General features: G+C 38.9%; 13 protein-coding genes and 5 tRNA genes. 17 read left to right on the top strand and 1 reads right to left on the bottom strand.

Annotation, left to right across the window (positions count from 1 at the left end; all coding sequences use genetic code 11):
• Positions 1–54 precede the first annotated feature (54 nt).
• The 17 genes from RE431_RS09710 to RE431_RS09630 all read left to right on the top strand — a co-directional run bounded on the left by RE431_RS09710 (position 55) and on the right by RE431_RS09630 (position 14918).
• Positions 55–128 (top strand) — tRNA-Thr (locus RE431_RS09710).
• A gap of 201 nt (positions 129–329) precedes the next feature.
• Positions 330–411 (top strand) — tRNA-Tyr (locus tag RE431_RS09705).
• A 135-nt stretch (positions 412–546) separates the two neighbouring features.
• Positions 547–619, top strand: a tRNA-Gly gene (locus RE431_RS09700).
• Positions 620–817: 198 nt separating this feature from the next.
• A tRNA-Thr gene (locus RE431_RS09695) sits at positions 818–889 on the top strand.
• Between the two features lie 57 nt (positions 890–946).
• Complete coding sequence (gene tuf / locus RE431_RS09690; RefSeq protein WP_309561782.1) at positions 947–2134, top strand: elongation factor Tu; 1188 nt, start codon at positions 947–949, stop codon at positions 2132–2134.
• Between the two features lie 58 nt (positions 2135–2192).
• A tRNA-Trp gene (locus RE431_RS09685) sits at positions 2193–2265 on the top strand.
• Positions 2266–2283: 18 nt separating this feature from the next.
• Complete coding sequence (gene secE / locus RE431_RS09680) at positions 2284–2481, top strand: preprotein translocase subunit SecE (protein WP_309561781.1); 198 nt, start codon at positions 2284–2286, stop codon at positions 2479–2481.
• Positions 2482–2492: 11 nt separating this feature from the next.
• Positions 2493–3044, top strand: coding sequence for a transcription termination/antitermination protein NusG (gene nusG, locus RE431_RS09675; RefSeq protein WP_309561780.1), 552 nt, complete (start codon positions 2493–2495; stop codon positions 3042–3044).
• Positions 3045–3117: 73 nt separating this feature from the next.
• Positions 3118–3555, top strand: coding sequence for a 50S ribosomal protein L11 (rplK, locus tag RE431_RS09670; RefSeq protein WP_156273616.1), 438 nt, complete (start codon positions 3118–3120; stop codon positions 3553–3555).
• Between the two features lie 19 nt (positions 3556–3574).
• Complete coding sequence (gene rplA, locus RE431_RS09665; RefSeq protein WP_309561779.1) at positions 3575–4273, top strand: 50S ribosomal protein L1; 699 nt, start codon at positions 3575–3577, stop codon at positions 4271–4273.
• A 9-nt stretch (positions 4274–4282) separates the two neighbouring features.
• Entirely contained in the window at positions 4283–4804 is a 522-nt protein-coding gene (rplJ, locus tag RE431_RS09660) for a 50S ribosomal protein L10 (protein WP_309561778.1), read from the top strand.
• A gap of 57 nt (positions 4805–4861) precedes the next feature.
• Positions 4862–5236 (top strand): 50S ribosomal protein L7/L12, encoded by a 375-nt coding sequence (gene rplL / locus RE431_RS09655; protein ID WP_309561777.1) that lies wholly within the window; start codon positions 4862–4864, stop codon positions 5234–5236.
• A gap of 133 nt (positions 5237–5369) precedes the next feature.
• Positions 5370–9182 (top strand): DNA-directed RNA polymerase subunit beta, encoded by a 3813-nt coding sequence (gene rpoB, locus RE431_RS09650; protein WP_309561776.1) that lies wholly within the window; start codon positions 5370–5372, stop codon positions 9180–9182.
• Between the two features lie 72 nt (positions 9183–9254).
• Entirely contained in the window at positions 9255–13556 is a 4302-nt protein-coding gene (rpoC, locus tag RE431_RS09645) for a DNA-directed RNA polymerase subunit beta' (protein ID WP_309561775.1), read from the top strand.
• A 69-nt stretch (positions 13557–13625) separates the two neighbouring features.
• Entirely contained in the window at positions 13626–14081 is a 456-nt protein-coding gene (locus tag RE431_RS09640; protein WP_309561774.1) for a DinB family protein, read from the top strand.
• A gap of 39 nt (positions 14082–14120) precedes the next feature.
• Complete coding sequence (locus tag RE431_RS09635) at positions 14121–14441, top strand: DUF3467 domain-containing protein (RefSeq protein ID WP_156273601.1); 321 nt, start codon at positions 14121–14123, stop codon at positions 14439–14441.
• A gap of 126 nt (positions 14442–14567) precedes the next feature.
• Positions 14568–14918: a hypothetical protein gene (locus tag RE431_RS09630; RefSeq protein WP_309561773.1), complete on the top strand. Its 351-nt coding sequence runs from the start codon at positions 14568–14570 to the stop codon at positions 14916–14918.
• Here RE431_RS09630 and RE431_RS09625 read toward each other — a convergent pair.
• Positions 14899–16269 (bottom strand): alanine/glycine:cation symporter family protein, encoded by a 1371-nt coding sequence (locus RE431_RS09625; protein ID WP_309561772.1) that lies wholly within the window; start codon positions 16267–16269, stop codon positions 14899–14901. The two genes, RE431_RS09630 and RE431_RS09625, sit on opposite strands and share 20 nt — an antisense overlap.
• Between the last annotated feature and the right edge of the window lie 112 nt (positions 16270–16381).

Below are 16381 nucleotides of genomic sequence, written 5' to 3'. Positions count from 1 at the left end.
TTGCAGTCCGTTAGAAATAGCGGACTTTTTTATGCTGAAAAAGCAGCGTAAAATGCCGATGTAGCTCAGCTGGCTAGAGCAGCTGATTTGTAATCAGCAGGTCGTGGGTTCGAGTCCCTCCATCGGCTCTTGAAATACTGGAATTACCGAAGTTTCGAAGAAATTTTAAAATGTAAATCATTAGGATTTAAAAGCTTATAATTTTTCTTTAGAAATTTTAAAAAAATGCTTTGGATGGTGCTTCAAATTTGCTTTAATTTGCAGCCGTTTTAAAAACCATCAGAAGCTTAGCTGTTTCAGCTACGGTTCTATGAAATAGTGGTAAAATTGGGGAGATACTCAAGCGGCCAACGAGGGCAGACTGTAAATCTGCTGACTACGTCTTCGCAGGTTCGAATCCTGCTCTCCCCACAAAGATTTTAAATTAAGTTGATGTCAAAAACTTGCTTTTGTGAATCAATAAATTTAAAATGTGTGTTCGGGGCCACCCGAACGAATCATCGAGCAAAGCGAGATAATTCAAAGATTTTGATCTGAAATGGTAATGCGGGAGTAGCTCAGTTGGTAGAGCGTCAGCCTTCCAAGCTGAATGTCGCCGGTTCGAACCCGGTCTCCCGCTCTAAATTAATTGAATCAGGATATCCCCCGGTTATCAAAATAGATTAGAAATTAAAGGTTTTCGTGCCTTTCGATTTCTTTTTCTGTTCTGTAAAATATCCAAAATGGGTTATATCGGCAATGTTACCTCAATCCTGATCTTATCCATAAACCCCTTGTAGGTTTATGGTTATTGCTGTTTAAAACAGTCAATTGTCTGGCCGACGTAGCTCAGGGGTAGAGCGTTTCCTTGGTAAGGAAGAGGTCACGGGTTCAATTCCCGTCGTTGGCTCTAGTTTTGTATAAAATTGAACACTAATATATAACTAAGATTAAATAAGTATTAATTATGGCAAAGGAAACTTATGATCGTTCCAAACCGCACCTAAATATTGGTACAATTGGACACGTAGATCACGGAAAAACTACTTTAACAGCAGCAATTACTAAGGTAATGGCTGATGCTGGATATTCTGAAGCAAGAGCATTTGATCAAATTGACAACGCTCCTGAAGAAAAAGACAGAGGTATTACAATTAACTCTTCTCACGTTGAGTATTCAACAGAAAAGCGTCACTATGCACACGTTGACTGTCCAGGTCACGCCGATTATGTAAAGAACATGGTAACTGGTGCTGCTCAGATGGACGGTGCTATTCTTGTTGTTGCTGCGACTGATGGTCCTATGCCTCAAACTCGTGAGCACATCCTTCTTGGACGTCAGGTTGGTATTCCAAGAATCGTTGTATTCTTAAACAAAGTTGACCTTGTTGATGATGAGGAGCTTCTTGAGCTAGTTGAAATGGAAGTAAGAGATCTTCTTTCTTTCTACGAGTATGATGGTGATAACGGTCCTGTAATTTCAGGTTCTGCACTTGGAGCTTTAGAAGGAGATGAGAAATGGTCTAAGACTGTTCTTGATCTTATGGAAGCAGTAGATAGTTGGATTGAACTTCCTCAGCGTGATGTTGATAAGCCTTTCTTGATGCCTATCGAAGACGTATTCTCTATTACTGGTCGTGGTACTGTTGCAACTGGACGTATCGAAACTGGTGTTGCTAACACTGGAGATCCAGTAGAGATTATCGGTATGGGAGCTGGAAAACTTACTTCTACTATTACTGGAGTTGAGATGTTCCGTAAAATCCTTGATAGAGGTGAAGCTGGTGATAACGTTGGTATCCTTCTAAGAGGTATTGAAAAGACTCAGATCTCTAGAGGTATGGTAATTACTAAGCCTGGATCTGTAACTCCTCACGCTAAATTTAAAGCAGAGGTTTATATCCTTAAGAAAGAAGAAGGTGGACGTCACACTCCATTTCATAACAATTACCGTCCTCAGTTTTACGTACGTACAACTGACGTAACAGGAACAATTAACCTTCCTGATGGTGTAGAAATGGTAATGCCTGGTGATAACCTTACTATTACAGTAGAGCTTATCCAGCCAATTGCAATGAATGTTGGTCTACGTTTCGCTATCCGTGAAGGTGGTAGAACTGTAGGTGCTGGTCAGGTAACTGAAATTCTAGACTAAGAATTATCTTAATATAAAAAGGTATCCCGTGACAAGCGGGATACCTTCACTTATATTTACGGGTTTAGCTCAGTTGGTAGAGCACTGGTCTCCAAAACCAGGTGTCGGGAGTTCGAGCCTCTCAACCCGTGCAAATATCTTTTTATAAAATGGCAGGAATTGTTAATTACATATCAGAATCATATAACGAGTTAAAAAACCACGTTACCTGGACAAGCTGGTCTGAAGCTCAAAGGCTAACAGTGATTGTTGCGGCATTCTCGATTATTTTTTCATTAGCGATTTGGGGTATTGATACGCTTTTTAGTGGAGCTATTGAGCAGTACTTCGAATGGGTTAAATCATAATTAAGATAGCTATGGCAGAAGCAAAAGAGAAAAAGTGGTATGTGGTTCGTGCCGTAAGCGGACAGGAAAATAAAGTAAAGGACTACATAGAGAAAGAGATTTCTCATTTAGGACTTGAAGATTCTGTAGATCAGGTTCTTGTTCCTACTGAAAAAGTAATTCAGATACGTAACGGAAAAAAAGTCAACAAAGAACGAGTTTACTTTCCAGGTTATGTAATGATTCAGGCTAATATTGGAGGAGAAATTCCTCACATTATAAAAGGGATTAATGGAGTTATTGGATTTCTAGGTGAAACTAAAGGAGGAGATCCTGTGCCACTTAGAAAGTCTGAAGTGAACAGAATGCTAGGGAAGGTTGATGAACTTTCTGTTAAAGCAGATAATGTGGCAATTCCATTTACGATAGGAGAGACTATTAAAGTTATTGACGGACCGTTCAATGGATTTAATGGTACTGTAGAAAAGATTAATGAAGAAAAGCGTAAGCTGGAAGTAATGGTAAAGATTTTCGGAAGAAAGACACCATTAGAGCTAAGCTACATGCAAGTAGAAAAAGTATAAAAATAACTGTTACATATTTTTTGATTGTTTTTTAAGCTTCCACTCAACAAACGATCATTTAAAAATTTGAAAAATGGCAAAAGAAGTAAGTAAAGTTGTAAAACTACAAGTTCGCGGAGGTGCTGCTAACCCATCACCACCAGTTGGACCTGCTTTAGGTGCTGCCGGAGTTAACATCATGGAATTCTGTAAGCAATTCAATGGTCGTACTCAGGATAAGCAAGGAAAGGTACTTCCAGTTGCAATTACTGTATATTCAGACAAGTCTTTTGATTTTGTAATCAAGACTCCACCTGCAGCAGTACAATTGATGGAAGCGGCTAAGACTAAAAAAGGTTCTGGTGAGCCGAACAGAAAAAAAGTAGCTAGTGTTTCTTGGGATCAGGTTAAAGCGATTGCAGAAGACAAGATGCAGGATCTTAATGCATTTACTGTAGAGTCTGCAATGAAAATGGTTGCCGGAACAGCTCGTTCGATGGGAATAACTGTAAAAGGTGATGCACCGTTTTAATCCAAAAAGAAATTAAGAAATGGCAAAATTAACTAAAAAGCAAAAAGAAGCTCAGTCTAAGATTGAGAACGGCAAAACTTATACAGTTGCCGAAGCTTCAGCTTTGATAAAAGAAGTTACCAACGCAAATTTTGATGCTTCTGTGGATTTAGCGGTTCGTTTGAACGTAGATCCTAGAAAAGCAAATCAAATGGTAAGAGGAGTTGTAACACTTCCTCATGGAACTGGTAAAGACGTTAAAGTTTTGGCTCTTGTTACTCCAGATAAGGAAGAAGAAGCTAAAGAAGCCGGTGCCGATTACGTTGGATTAGATGAATACCTTGATAAAATCAAAGGCGGATGGACAGATGTTGATGTGATCATCACTATGCCTAGCGTTATGGGTAAACTTGGACCACTAGGACGTGTTCTAGGACCAAGAGGTTTAATGCCTAACCCTAAAACCGGTACAGTAACTATGGATATCGCTAAAGCGGTTTCTGATGTGAAAGCTGGTAAAATTGACTTTAAGGTAGATAAGCACGGAATTGTGCACGCTGGAGTTGGAAAAGCATCTTTCGATGCTGAGAAAATTGCAGGTAACGCAAGAGAATTATTAACTACGCTGGTAAAATTGAAGCCTCAGGCAGCAAAAGGTGTTTACATTAAGAGTATTTACATGTCAAGCACAATGAGCCCGAGTGTAGCAATAGATACTAAAAGGTTTACTGAGCAATAATTTAAGATTATGACAAGAGAAGAAAAATCAAAAGTTATAGAAGATTTAACTGCCCAGTTAGCCGATACTCAAACTATCTATCTAGCTGATATTTCTGGCCTTGACGCTGGAAGCACTTCTAACTTACGTAGAGCTTGTTTTAAAGCAAACGTAAAGTTATCGGTAGTTAAAAATACATTGCTTGCAAAAGCTATGGAAGCAGCTGAAAAAGATTTCGGTGAACTTCCAACAGTTTTAAAAGGCAATACCTCAATCATGCTTTCTGAAACCGGAAATGCTCCGGCGAAAGTAATTAAGGAATTTAGAAAGAAATCTGAGAAACCTCTACTTAAAGGAGCTTTTGTAGAAGAAGCTATTTATGTAGGTGATGACTATCTTGAAACGCTTGTTAACATCAAGTCTAAAGAAGAAGTTATCGGGGATATCGTTGGATTACTTCAATCTCCTGCTAAGAATGTTGTTTCTGCACTTAAATCAGGTGGCGGAAAACTTGCAGGAATCCTTAAAACCCTTTCAGAAAAAGAGGGATAATATAGTACGCACTTTTTAACAATTATAAATTAAAGAACTTTTTAAAAACGATAGAAAATGGCAGATTTAAAAGATTTCGCAGAACAATTAGTTAATCTTACTGTAAAAGAAGTAAACGAATTAGCTGATATTTTAAAAGAAGAATATGGTATAGAACCTGCTGCTGCTGCAGTAGCTGTTGCTGGCGGTGCTGCTGGTGGTGGTGAAGAAGCTGAAGAGCAAACTGAATTCGACGTAATTCTTACTGCTCCAGGTGGATCTAAGTTAGCTGTAGTTAAACTTGTAAAAGAACTTACAGGACTAGGTCTTAAAGATGCTAAAGAATTAGTTGATGGTGCTCCAAAACCAGTAAAAGAAGGAGTAGCAAAAGACGAAGCAGAAGCTCTTAAAAAGCAATTAGAAGAAGCAGGAGCTGAGGTTGAGCTTAAATAAGCTTAACACAAGCAATATTATTTAGGTTTAGACCTCAGGAATTACTCCTGGAGGTCTAAACCATTTTGCGTATATAGAACCGAACGTTTAAAAAGCGCAGTTTTTTTTATATAAATTATAATCCCGTCCATTGATGTTAGCAAAGCAAACTGAAAGATTGAGTTTCTCTTCTGTTAAGAATAAGCCTGCTTATCCGGACTTTCTGGATCTGCAGATTAAGTCTTTTCAGGACTTCTTTCAATTAGAGACAAAATCAGAAGAGCGGGGAAATGAAGGTCTTTACAACACCTTCCTAGAAAACTTCCCCATTACGGACACCCGTAATCAATTTGTACTAGAATTCTTAGATTATTTTGTGGACCCACCGAGATACTCCATCCAGGAATGTATCGAACGTGGATTGACCTACAGTGTACCTCTTAAGGCTAGACTTAAGTTATACTGTACCGACCCTGAACACGAAGATTTTGAAACCATCGTACAGGACGTATACTTGGGAACTATCCCTTATATGACACCTAGCGGAACTTTCTGCATCAACGGTGCCGAGCGAGTAGTAGTTTCTCAGCTACACCGTTCACCTGGGGTTTTCTTTGGACAGTCTTTCCATGCAAATGGAACAAAATTATATTCTGCCCGTGTAATTCCTTTCAAAGGATCATGGATTGAATTTGCTACCGATATTAACAGCGTAATGTACGCTTATATCGATCGTAAGAAAAAATTACCTGTTACTACTCTTTTCCGTGCTATCGGTTTTGAGCGTGATAAGGATATCCTGGAGATCTTTGACCTTGCTGAAGAGGTTAAAGTTTCTAAGACAGGACTAAAAAAGTACCTAGGTCGTAAACTTGCGGCAAGAGTGCTTAATACATGGTATGAAGATTTCGTAGATGAAGATACTGGAGAAGTTGTTTCTATCGAGCGTAACGAGATCGTTCTAGACCGTGATACTGAACTTGAAAAAGATCATATAGAAGAGATCCTTGAAACGGGAAGTAAAACTATCCTTCTTCATAAGGAAGATAACCAGACCGGTGACTACGCGATCATTCATAATACACTTCAAAAAGATCCTACCAACTCTGAAAAAGAAGCGGTAGAACATATTTACCGTCAGCTTCGTAATGCTGAACCGCCAGATGAGGAAACAGCTCGTGGAATTATAGACAAGCTTTTCTTCTCAGATCAGCGTTACAGCCTTGGAGAAGTTGGTAGATATAGAATGAACAAAAAACTTGGTCTTGATGTAGAGATGGATAAGCAAGTGCTTACCAAGCTTGATATCATTACCATTGTTAAATATTTAATTGAGCTTATTAACTCTAAAGCTGAGATCGATGATATTGATCACTTATCTAACCGTCGTGTTAGAACTGTAGGTGAGCAGTTGTCTCAGCAATTCGGTGTTGGTCTTGCACGTATGGCAAGAACAATCCGTGAGAGAATGAACGTTCGTGATAACGAAGTGTTTACTCCTATCGACTTGATCAACGCGAAGACATTATCTTCTGTGATCAATTCTTTCTTTGGAACAAACCAGTTATCTCAGTTCATGGACCAGACCAACCCTCTTGCAGAGATTACGCATAAGCGTAGACTTTCAGCATTAGGACCAGGTGGTTTATCAAGAGAAAGAGCAGGTTTCGAGGTACGTGATGTTCACTATACTCACTACGGAAGACTTTGTCCTATTGAAACTCCTGAAGGTCCGAACATTGGTCTTATTTCTTCACTTTCTGTTTATGCTAAAGTAAACGGAATGGGATTCATCGAGACTCCATACCGTAGCGTTTCTGAAGGGAAAATAAACATTTCTGAAGAGCCTATTTACTTAAGTGCTGAAGAGGAAGAAGGTAAGAAAATCGCTCAGGCGAACATTCCATTAAAAGACGATGGAACTATAGATACAGATCGTGTTATTGCACGTATGGAAGGTGACTTCCCGGTAGTTGATCCTAAAGAGGTTCATTATACCGACGTTGCTCCGAACCAGATCTCATCTATTTCGGCTTCATTAATTCCTTTCCTGGAACATGATGATGCCAACCGTGCACTGATGGGATCAAACATGATGCGTCAGGCAGTACCACTTTTAAGAACAGATTCTCCTATCGTTGGAACTGGTCTTGAAAGACAGGTAGCTACAGATTCTAGAGTATTGATCAATGCTGAAGGAGAAGGTGAAGTAGAATATGTAGATGCTAATAAGATCATCATTAAGTATGATCGTACAGATGAGGAAAGAATGGTAAGTTTTGATGATGATTCAAAATCTTATGACCTTATCAAATTCCGTAAAACTAACCAGGGAACCTGTATCAACCTGAAGCCAATCGTTAGTGTTGGTGACAGAGTTACTAAAGGACAGGTACTTTGCCAGGGTTATGCTACTGAAGCTGGGGAACTTGCTTTAGGTAGAAACATGAAGGTTGCCTTCATGCCTTGGAAAGGTTACAACTTTGAGGATGCGATCGTGATTTCAGAAAAAGTGGTAAGAGATGATATTTTCACCTCTATCCATATAGATGAATACTCTCTTGAAGTTAGAGATACAAAACTAGGTAACGAAGAATTGACTAATGATATTCCAAACGTTTCAGAAGAGGCTACTAAAGACCTTGATGAGCACGGAATGATTAGAGTTGGTGCTGAAGTAAAACCTGGTGATATTCTTATCGGTAAGATCACTCCTAAAGGAGAAAGTGATCCAACTCCGGAAGAAAAACTTCTACGTGCGATCTTTGGTGACAAAGCTGGTGATGTGAAAGATGCTTCTCTAAAAGCTTCTCCATCATTAAGTGGTGTGGTTATCAATAAGAAGTTGTTCGCTAGAGCAATTAAAGATAAGCGTAAGAGAGCTCAGGATAAAGAAGATGTTGCAGCATTAGAGAAGAAGTACGATGCTAAATTCGCTAATCTTAAGTCTGAACTTGTTGAGAAACTTTTCGCTATCATTGGTGGAAAAACTGCTCAGGGAGTACAGAACGATCTTGGTGAGGAAGTAATGCCAAAAGGTAAGAAGTACACGCTTAAGATGTTAAACGCTGTAGATGATTATACTCACTTAACTAGTGGTACATGGACTACAGATGATCACCTTAACGAACTTGTTGCAGATCTAATACATAATTATAAAATCAAGGAAAACGATCTTCAGGGTAATCTAAGAAGAGAGAAATTCACCATTTCTGTTGGAGATGAACTTCCATCAGGAATTCTTAAACTGGCTAAAGTTTACATCGCTAAGAAACGTAAACTGAAAGTAGGGGATAAGATGGCAGGACGTCACGGTAACAAAGGTATTGTTGCAAGAATCGTTCGTCAGGAGGATATGCCATTCCTTGAAGACGGAACTCCGGTTGATATCGTGTTGAACCCACTTGGGGTACCATCACGTATGAACATCGGTCAGATCTACGAAACTGTGCTAGGTTGGGCTGGACAAAAGAATGGTAAGAAATATGCCACTCCTATTTTTGACGGTGCAACTATCGATGAGATCAATGATCTTACAGATAAAGCAGGTATTCCAAGATACGGTCATACATATCTTTATGACGGTGGAACAGGACAGAGATTTGACCAACGTGCAACTGTTGGTGTGATCTACATGCTGAAACTTGGTCACATGATCGATGATAAGATGCACGCACGTTCTATTGGACCATACTCACTTATTACTCAGCAGCCGCTTGGTGGTAAGGCACAATTTGGTGGTCAGAGATTTGGAGAGATGGAGGTTTGGGCTCTTGAAGCTTACGGAGCATCTAGTACTCTAAGGGAAATCTTAACTGTGAAGTCAGATGACGTGATCGGTAGAGCTAAGACCTATGAGGCTATTGTTAAAGGTGAGCCAATGCCAGAACCTGGATTACCAGAATCTTTCAACGTACTTATGCACGAATTGAAAGGTCTAGGATTGGATATAAAACTTGAAGAATAACATTCTGTTGATCGGGGCTGTGAATGCAGCCCCAATTAAACGGAATATTCACAATAATTAGCAGCATTTATTATGGCTAGAAATAATGATAAAAATACAGTACAGAGGTTCAACCAGATCTCTATAGGTTTAGCTTCTCCAGAGTCTATCCTCGCGGAATCTCGTGGTGAAGTTCTTAAGCCTGAAACGATCAATTACCGTACGCACAAACCAGAGCGTGACGGATTGTTCTGTGAGCGTATTTTTGGTCCTGTAAAGGATTATGAGTGTGCCTGCGGAAAATATAAGAGAATTCGATACAAAGGGATCGTTTGTGACCGTTGTGGTGTAGAAGTTACTGAGAAGAAGGTACGTAGAGACCGTGTTGGTCACATCAACCTTGTTGTTCCTGTGGCTCATATCTGGTATTTCCGTTCTTTGCCTAACAAAATTGGTTATTTGCTAGGTCTTCCTTCTAAGAAACTTGACATGATCATCTACTATGAAAGATATGTAGTGATCCAGCCAGGTAACGCGAAGGATGAAGAAGGGAACCCATTAAAGAAAATGGATTTCTTAACTGAAGAAGAGTATCTGAACATCTTAGATGAACTTCCTCAGGAAAATCAATATTTAGAAGACAGTGACCCAAATAAGTTTATCGCTAAGATGGGCGCTGAGTGTCTTATCGAAATTCTTAAGAGAATAGATCTTGATGATCTTTCTTACGAATTAAGACATAAGGCAAATAACGAAACTTCAAAACAACGTAAAACCGAAGCTCTTAAGAGACTTCAGGTTGTAGAAGCTCTTCGTGATGCAAACAAAAATCGTGAAAACAACCCAGAGTGGATGATCATGAAGGTAGTACCGGTTATTCCACCGGAACTTAGACCTCTTGTGCCTCTTGATGGTGGTCGTTTCGCGACTTCAGATTTGAACGATCTTTACCGTCGTGTTATTATTCGTAACAACCGTCTGAAGAGATTAATGGAGATCAAAGCTCCTGAAGTGATCTTACGTAATGAAAAACGTATGCTTCAGGAATCTGTAGATTCATTATTCGATAATACAAGAAAATCATCAGCAGTAAAAACTGATTCGAACCGTCCGCTTAAATCACTTTCAGATTCATTGAAAGGTAAGCAGGGTCGTTTCCGTCAGAATTTACTTGGTAAACGTGTGGATTATTCAGCACGTTCGGTAATCGTTGTGGGACCAGAACTTAAGATGTTCGAATGTGGTCTTCCAAAAAACATGGCAGCTGAACTTTACAAGCCTTTTATCATCAGAAAACTGATAGAAAGAGGTATTGTAAAAACAGTGAAGTCTGCTAAGAAGATTATCGATAAGAAAGAACCTGTAGTTTGGGATATACTGGAGAATGTGCTTAAAGGACATCCGGTATTATTGAACCGTGCTCCTACGCTTCACCGTCTGGGTATCCAGGCTTTCCAGCCTAAACTAATTGAAGGTAAGGCAATTCAGCTTCACCCACTTGCGTGTACTGCATTCAACGCCGATTTCGATGGTGACCAGATGGCAGTTCACTTACCGCTTGGGCCAGAGGCTATTCTAGAGGCACAGTTACTAATGCTTGCTTCTCATAACATTTTGAACCCTGCGAACGGTTCTCCAATTACAGTACCATCTCAGGATATGGTTCTTGGTCTTTACTATATGACCAAGCACAAGAAATCTACTCCTGAAGAGAAAGTAGAAGGAGAAGGACTTACTTTTTATTCTGCGGAAGAGCTTGTAATAGCTTACAACCAGAAGAGAGTAGACCTTAACGCAGGAATCAAGATTAGAACTAAAGATTACAACGAAGAAGGTGAATTGGTTTATATGATCAAGGATACCACAGTTGGTAGAGTTTTATTTAATGAAGCAGTGCCAGAAAAGGCAGGTTACATTAACGAAGTTCTTACTAAGAAATCACTTCGTGAGATCATTGGTAAAATTCTTAAAATTACCAGTGTACCAGAAACTTCTGAATTCCTTGACAGTATTAAGGAACTTGGTTACGGATTCGCATTCCGTGGTGGACTTTCTTTCAGCTTGGGTGATATTATTATCCCTGAAGAAAAACAAACCATGATTGATGAAGCTAACGAGCAGGTTGAAGGTATTATTGGTAACTATAACATGGGTCTTATTACCAATAACGAACGTTATAACCAGGTAATTGACATCTGGACTTCAACTAACGCAGGTCTAACTGAATTGGCTATGAAGCGAATTCGCGAAGACAAGCAAGGATTCAACTCGGTATATATGATGCTTGATTCTGGTGCGCGTGGTTCGAAAGAGCAGATTCGTCAGCTTACCGGTATGCGTGGTCTTATGGCTAAGCCGAAAAAATCTAACTCTGGTGGAGGTGAAATTATCGAAAACCCGATTCTTTCTAACTTTAAGGAAGGTCTTTCGATTCTTGAATACTTTATCTCTACTCACGGTGCTCGTAAAGGTCTTGCCGATACTGCACTTAAAACTGCCGATGCTGGTTACCTAACCCGTCGTCTGGTAGATGTTTCCCAGGATGTTATTGTAAATGAAGATGACTGTGGAACATTAAGAGGAGTAGAAGTTAAGCCACTTAAGAAAAACGAAGAAATCGTAGAATCATTAGGAGAAAGAATCCTTGGACGTATTTCCCTTAATGATGTTGTAAATCCATCAACAGATGAACTTCTTGTTGGTGCGAACGAAGAAATAACTGAAGAAATAGTTGAGAAGATCGAAGCTGCGCCTATCGAGAGTGTTGAAGTACGTTCACCACTTACTTGTGAAGCGAAGAAAGGTATCTGTATCAAGTGTTACGGTAGAAACCTTGCAACTAACAAGATCGTTCAAACTGGTGAAGCTGTTGGTGTTGTTGCTGCACAGTCTATTGGTGAACCAGGTACACAGCTTACATTACGTACGTTCCACGTGGGTGGTATTGCTGGAAACATTTCTGAAGACAATAAACTTGAAGCTAAGTTTGACGGTATCGCTGAGATCGAAGATCTTAAAGTTGTTAAAGGTGAAGCCCCTGATGGCGGAACTGCAGACATCGTGATCTCACGTACTGCTGAACTTAAGATAAAAGATAAGAAAACAGGAGTTGTATTAAGTAACAACAACATTCCTTACGGTGCTCAGATCAATATCAATGATGGAGCAACTGTAAAGAAAGGAGACGTGATCTGTACTTGGGATCCATATAACGGTGTAATTATTTCTGAATTTGCCGGTAAGATCAAGTACGAAAATGTTGAACAAGGTGTTACTTATCAGGTTGAGATCGATGAGCAGACAGGATTCCAGGAAAAAGTAATTTCTGAATCTCGTAACAAGAAATTGATCCCGACACTTCATATTCTTGGTAAGAAAGACGAAGTAATTCGTTCTTATAACCTTCCGGTTGGTGCTCACCTTATGGTAGACAACGAAGAGAAGATCGGAGTTGGTAAGATTCTGGTTAAGATTCCACGTAAATCTTCTAAAGCAGGGGATATTACGGGTGGTCTTCCAAGGGTAACCGAGCTTTTCGAAGCACGTAACCCATCTAACCCTGCGGTTGTATCTGAGATTGATGGTGTTGTTTCTTTTGGTAAGATCAAAAGAGGTAACCGTGAGATCATCGTTGAGTCTAAACTAGGAGAGGTTAAGAAGTATCTAGTGAAACTTTCTAACCAGATCCTTGTTCAGGAGAATGACTACGTAAGAGCTGGTATGCCACTTTCTGATGGTTCTATCACTCCGGAGGATATCCTGAATATCAAAGGACCAAACGCTGTACAGCAGTATCTTGTGAACGAAGTTCAGGAGGTATATAGATTACAGGGTGTGAAGATTAACGATAAGCACTTCGAGGTTGTTGTAAGACAGATGATGCGTAAAGTAAGAATCGTTGATCCGGGGGATACTATCTTCTTAGAGAATCAACTTGTTCATAAAGATGATTTCATCGATGAGAACAACAAGTTATTCGGAATGAAAGTGATCGAAGACGCAGGTGATTCTGAAAAGCTGAAAGCTGGACAGATCATTACTCCAAGAGATCTTAGAGACGAAAACTCCATTCTTAGAAGAGAAGATAAGAATCTTGCAACAGCAAGAGACGTGATCACAGCAACTGCTAATCCTGTACTTCAGGGTATTACGAGAGCTTCACTTCAGACTAAGTCATTCATCTCTGCTGCTTCCTTCCAGGAAACAACTAAGGTGTTGAACGAAGCTGCGGTAAGTGGTAAGATCGATGAACTAGAAGGATTGAAGGAAAATGTAATTGTAGGACATAGAATTCCTGCAGGTACAGGTATGAGAAAGTACGATAGCATTATCGTTGGTTCTAAAGAAGAATTCGACGAAATGCTTGAGAAAAAACAGGAAGTTAACTATAACTAATTCCTGATATTATTTCGAAAAAAGGCTCGCTATTGCGGGCCTTTTTTTATTTATGACGATATTTGAGCTATGAAGGATTACTTTAAAGAATTACTGGAATATTCACATTATTACAACCTGGAGATCATTAAAAAGATAAATGATGGGGATCTGCACTTTATGATACCAGATAGAGCCATACAGCTTTTATCTCATACATTGAACGCACAAAAGATCTGGAACAACAGGATAGAAGGTAAGGAAGACCAGGTACAGGTTTGGAAAAATCTGGAAATTGATGAATTAGAATCTATTGAGAATGGTAATTTCAGAGAAAGCCTTACCATTCTTAAAAATGAAGATTTAGACAGAATAGTTCAATTTAGAAATTCAAAAGGGGAGAGCTACCAGAATTCAGTAAAAGACATCATTTTTCACGTGATAAATCATTCAACTTATCATCGCGGACAGATCGCAACTGAATTCAGAAAACAGGGAATAGACCCGATAGTATCTGACTTTGTATATTATAAGCTGAATAAGTAGGCCAGAACATTAAAATATTAATCGAATAAAAATTAAATCATGGAAGACGATAAAAAGAATAAAAACCAGAAAGGAAAGATCAATATAGAATTAGATGAAGCTGTGGCTGAAGGAACCTATTCCAATCTTGCTATTATAAATCATTCGGTTTCAGAATTTGTGGTTGATTTTGTAAATATCATGCCAGGAAGACCTAAGAGTAAAGTGAAGTCAAGAATCATTCTTACACCACAACACGCAAAACGATTATTGAAAGCCCTCGGAGATAATATCAATAAATTTGAGCAGGCGCATGGCGAGATTAGAGATTATGATAAAGCGCCATTACCATTGAATTTTGGTCCAACCGGGCAGGCGTAAATTTGGTTCAAACTTATATCCTTCAATTATTTTTATCAGTTTTATTTCTATTTTTTCGATTGAAAAAATTCAGATATTTAAATAAAAATTTTAAATGAAAGTTGATATTTATAATTGGAGGATAATATGTCACGAGATCAGAAATTAAAGATCTTACAGGCAGGTCTCATCGCTTTTATTTCAGTGACTACTGGTTTTAGTAACCTGAATAATCATTTTCAAATAGGATTATCAAATATTGTTCTGGGTTTAATTTTACTCGGATTTATAATGATATCTCTTAAAAAGCCTGGACTTAATCTTCATCTCGTGCTATTGGCATTTGAGGTTCTAAGTTTGGCCTCTGTAGCATATTTGTATTATGAAAATGGTTACAAATACCTGCAATATCTTTTTGCCCTAGCTTCTTTAGGCTGTGTAATTGCAATTATCCTTAAAATTAGAAAGCAGCGAAATATTAGACAGAATAATTTTTGAAATAGATCTTAGCAGCTTTCATTACCCTTGGCGCAAGAATAAGGGTGGATATCATTGTTGGAATTGCCATTAAAGCGAAGAATCCATCAATTAGATTCAGTATAAAACTCAAGGATGTGGTAGCACCAATGATTATACTAAGTATGTATACGTAGTTGTAATATTTCTTATTGTGTGCTCCTAGTAAAAATGACAGGCATTTGGTGCCGTAGTATGAATAAGAGAAAAGCGAAGAAATACTAAAAGCCAGAATGCACAATAATAACAAATAATTTCCAACATAAGGAATCGCCTGATCAAATGCTGCAGCGGTAAGGCTAACTCCATTCACATCTTCAGTCTGCCAGACACCTGTAACTAAAATTGCCATTGCAGTGAGCGTACAGACCACCAAAGTATCTATTGCAGGTCCTAACATAGCGATAAGTCCTTCACGAATAGGTTCAGAAGTCTTACTTGCTCCGTGAGCCATTGTTGCAGTTCCTATACCAGCTTCATTGGAAAAAGCCCCTCTACGAATACCTAATAATATTAAACCTCCCAGGACACCTCCCAGAAGTGGTTCGCCCTTATAATTGTCAGCAGCGAAAGCATCGGTAAATATCATTCCGAAATATTGAAAAACCACATCGTAATTCACGAATAGAATTACCAAAACTGATACAAAATATAAAGCTACCATTGCTGGTACTAGCTTTGAAACTGTTTTACTGATTCTGTCAAGTCCGCCAATAATTACAACAGTTGTAATTAAAGTTAAGGCAATACCGATGATCAGACTACTGGTAAAACCAGTTTCAATATTGTTAGGTTCCAGCAGAATATAATTAATCGCTTGTGTTAACTGGTTTACATTAAAAACCGGTAATGCACCTACTAATCCCGCTATGGCAAAAAAAGTAGCTAAAGGTTTCCATTTCTTACCCAAACCTTCTACGATAAAATACATGACGCCACCTTGAATATTTCCTTCGGTATCCCTTCCTCTATACATCACGGCAAGGCTATTTGTGAAGAATTTCGTAGCCATACCAACTATAGCACTTATCCATAACCAAAAAATTGCACCCGGACCACCAACTGCTATAGCAACTGCCACTCCGGCAATATTTCCCATCCCAACCGTTGAAGATAATGCTGTTGACAATGCCTGAAAATGGTTAATATCTCCTGGATCATCCGGATTATTATACTTACCGCGTAAGACTTCAATAGAATGCCCTAGATATCTAAATGGTAAAAATCTTGAATATATAAGTAGAAAGATCCCACCTCCAATTAGAAGTACAACAAGTGGAATTCCCCATACTGCGGAAGCAAAATCTGCAATGAATTGATCGATTTGGGACATAAAATTACTTTGTCACCGAAAATAGTAAATTTTACGGGTGTATCTATCGAATAAAATAGGGCATTTCACCTTTTTCTAAGAAAACAGTAACGCTGAACTTGGTTCAGCCTTT

This window comes from Christiangramia sediminicola (assembly GCF_031344135.1).
In the GTDB taxonomy this organism is placed as follows: Bacteria; Bacteroidota; Bacteroidia; order Flavobacteriales; family Flavobacteriaceae; genus Christiangramia; species Christiangramia sediminicola.
This window is presented reverse-complemented; position numbering and strand designations above follow the sequence as displayed.

Excerpts from the sequence above, each read along its gene's own strand:
- rplA (WP_309561779.1), top strand. The coding sequence starts at position 3,575 with ATGGCAAAATTAACTAAAAAGCAAAAAGAAGCTCAGTCTAAGATTGAG.
- rpoB (WP_309561776.1), top strand. The coding sequence starts at position 5,370 with ATGTTAGCAAAGCAAACTGAAAGATTGAGTTTCTCTTCTGTTAAGAAT.
- secE (WP_309561781.1), top strand. The coding sequence starts at position 2,284 with ATGGCAGGAATTGTTAATTACATATCAGAATCATATAACGAGTTAAAA.
- rplK (WP_156273616.1), top strand. The coding sequence starts at position 3,118 with ATGGCAAAAGAAGTAAGTAAAGTTGTAAAACTACAAGTTCGCGGAGGT.
- RE431_RS09635 (WP_156273601.1), top strand. The coding sequence starts at position 14,121 with ATGGAAGACGATAAAAAGAATAAAAACCAGAAAGGAAAGATCAATATA.
- rplL (WP_309561777.1), top strand. The coding sequence starts at position 4,862 with ATGGCAGATTTAAAAGATTTCGCAGAACAATTAGTTAATCTTACTGTA.
- nusG (WP_309561780.1), top strand. The coding sequence starts at position 2,493 with ATGGCAGAAGCAAAAGAGAAAAAGTGGTATGTGGTTCGTGCCGTAAGC.
- rpoC (WP_309561775.1), top strand. The coding sequence starts at position 9,255 with ATGGCTAGAAATAATGATAAAAATACAGTACAGAGGTTCAACCAGATC.
- rplJ (WP_309561778.1), top strand. The coding sequence starts at position 4,283 with ATGACAAGAGAAGAAAAATCAAAAGTTATAGAAGATTTAACTGCCCAG.
- tuf (WP_309561782.1), top strand. The coding sequence starts at position 947 with ATGGCAAAGGAAACTTATGATCGTTCCAAACCGCACCTAAATATTGGT.
- RE431_RS09630 (WP_309561773.1), top strand. The coding sequence starts at position 14,568 with ATGTCACGAGATCAGAAATTAAAGATCTTACAGGCAGGTCTCATCGCT.
- RE431_RS09640 (WP_309561774.1), top strand. The coding sequence starts at position 13,626 with ATGAAGGATTACTTTAAAGAATTACTGGAATATTCACATTATTACAAC.
- RE431_RS09625 (WP_309561772.1), bottom strand. The coding sequence starts at position 16,269 with ATGTCCCAAATCGATCAATTCATTGCAGATTTTGCTTCCGCAGTATGG.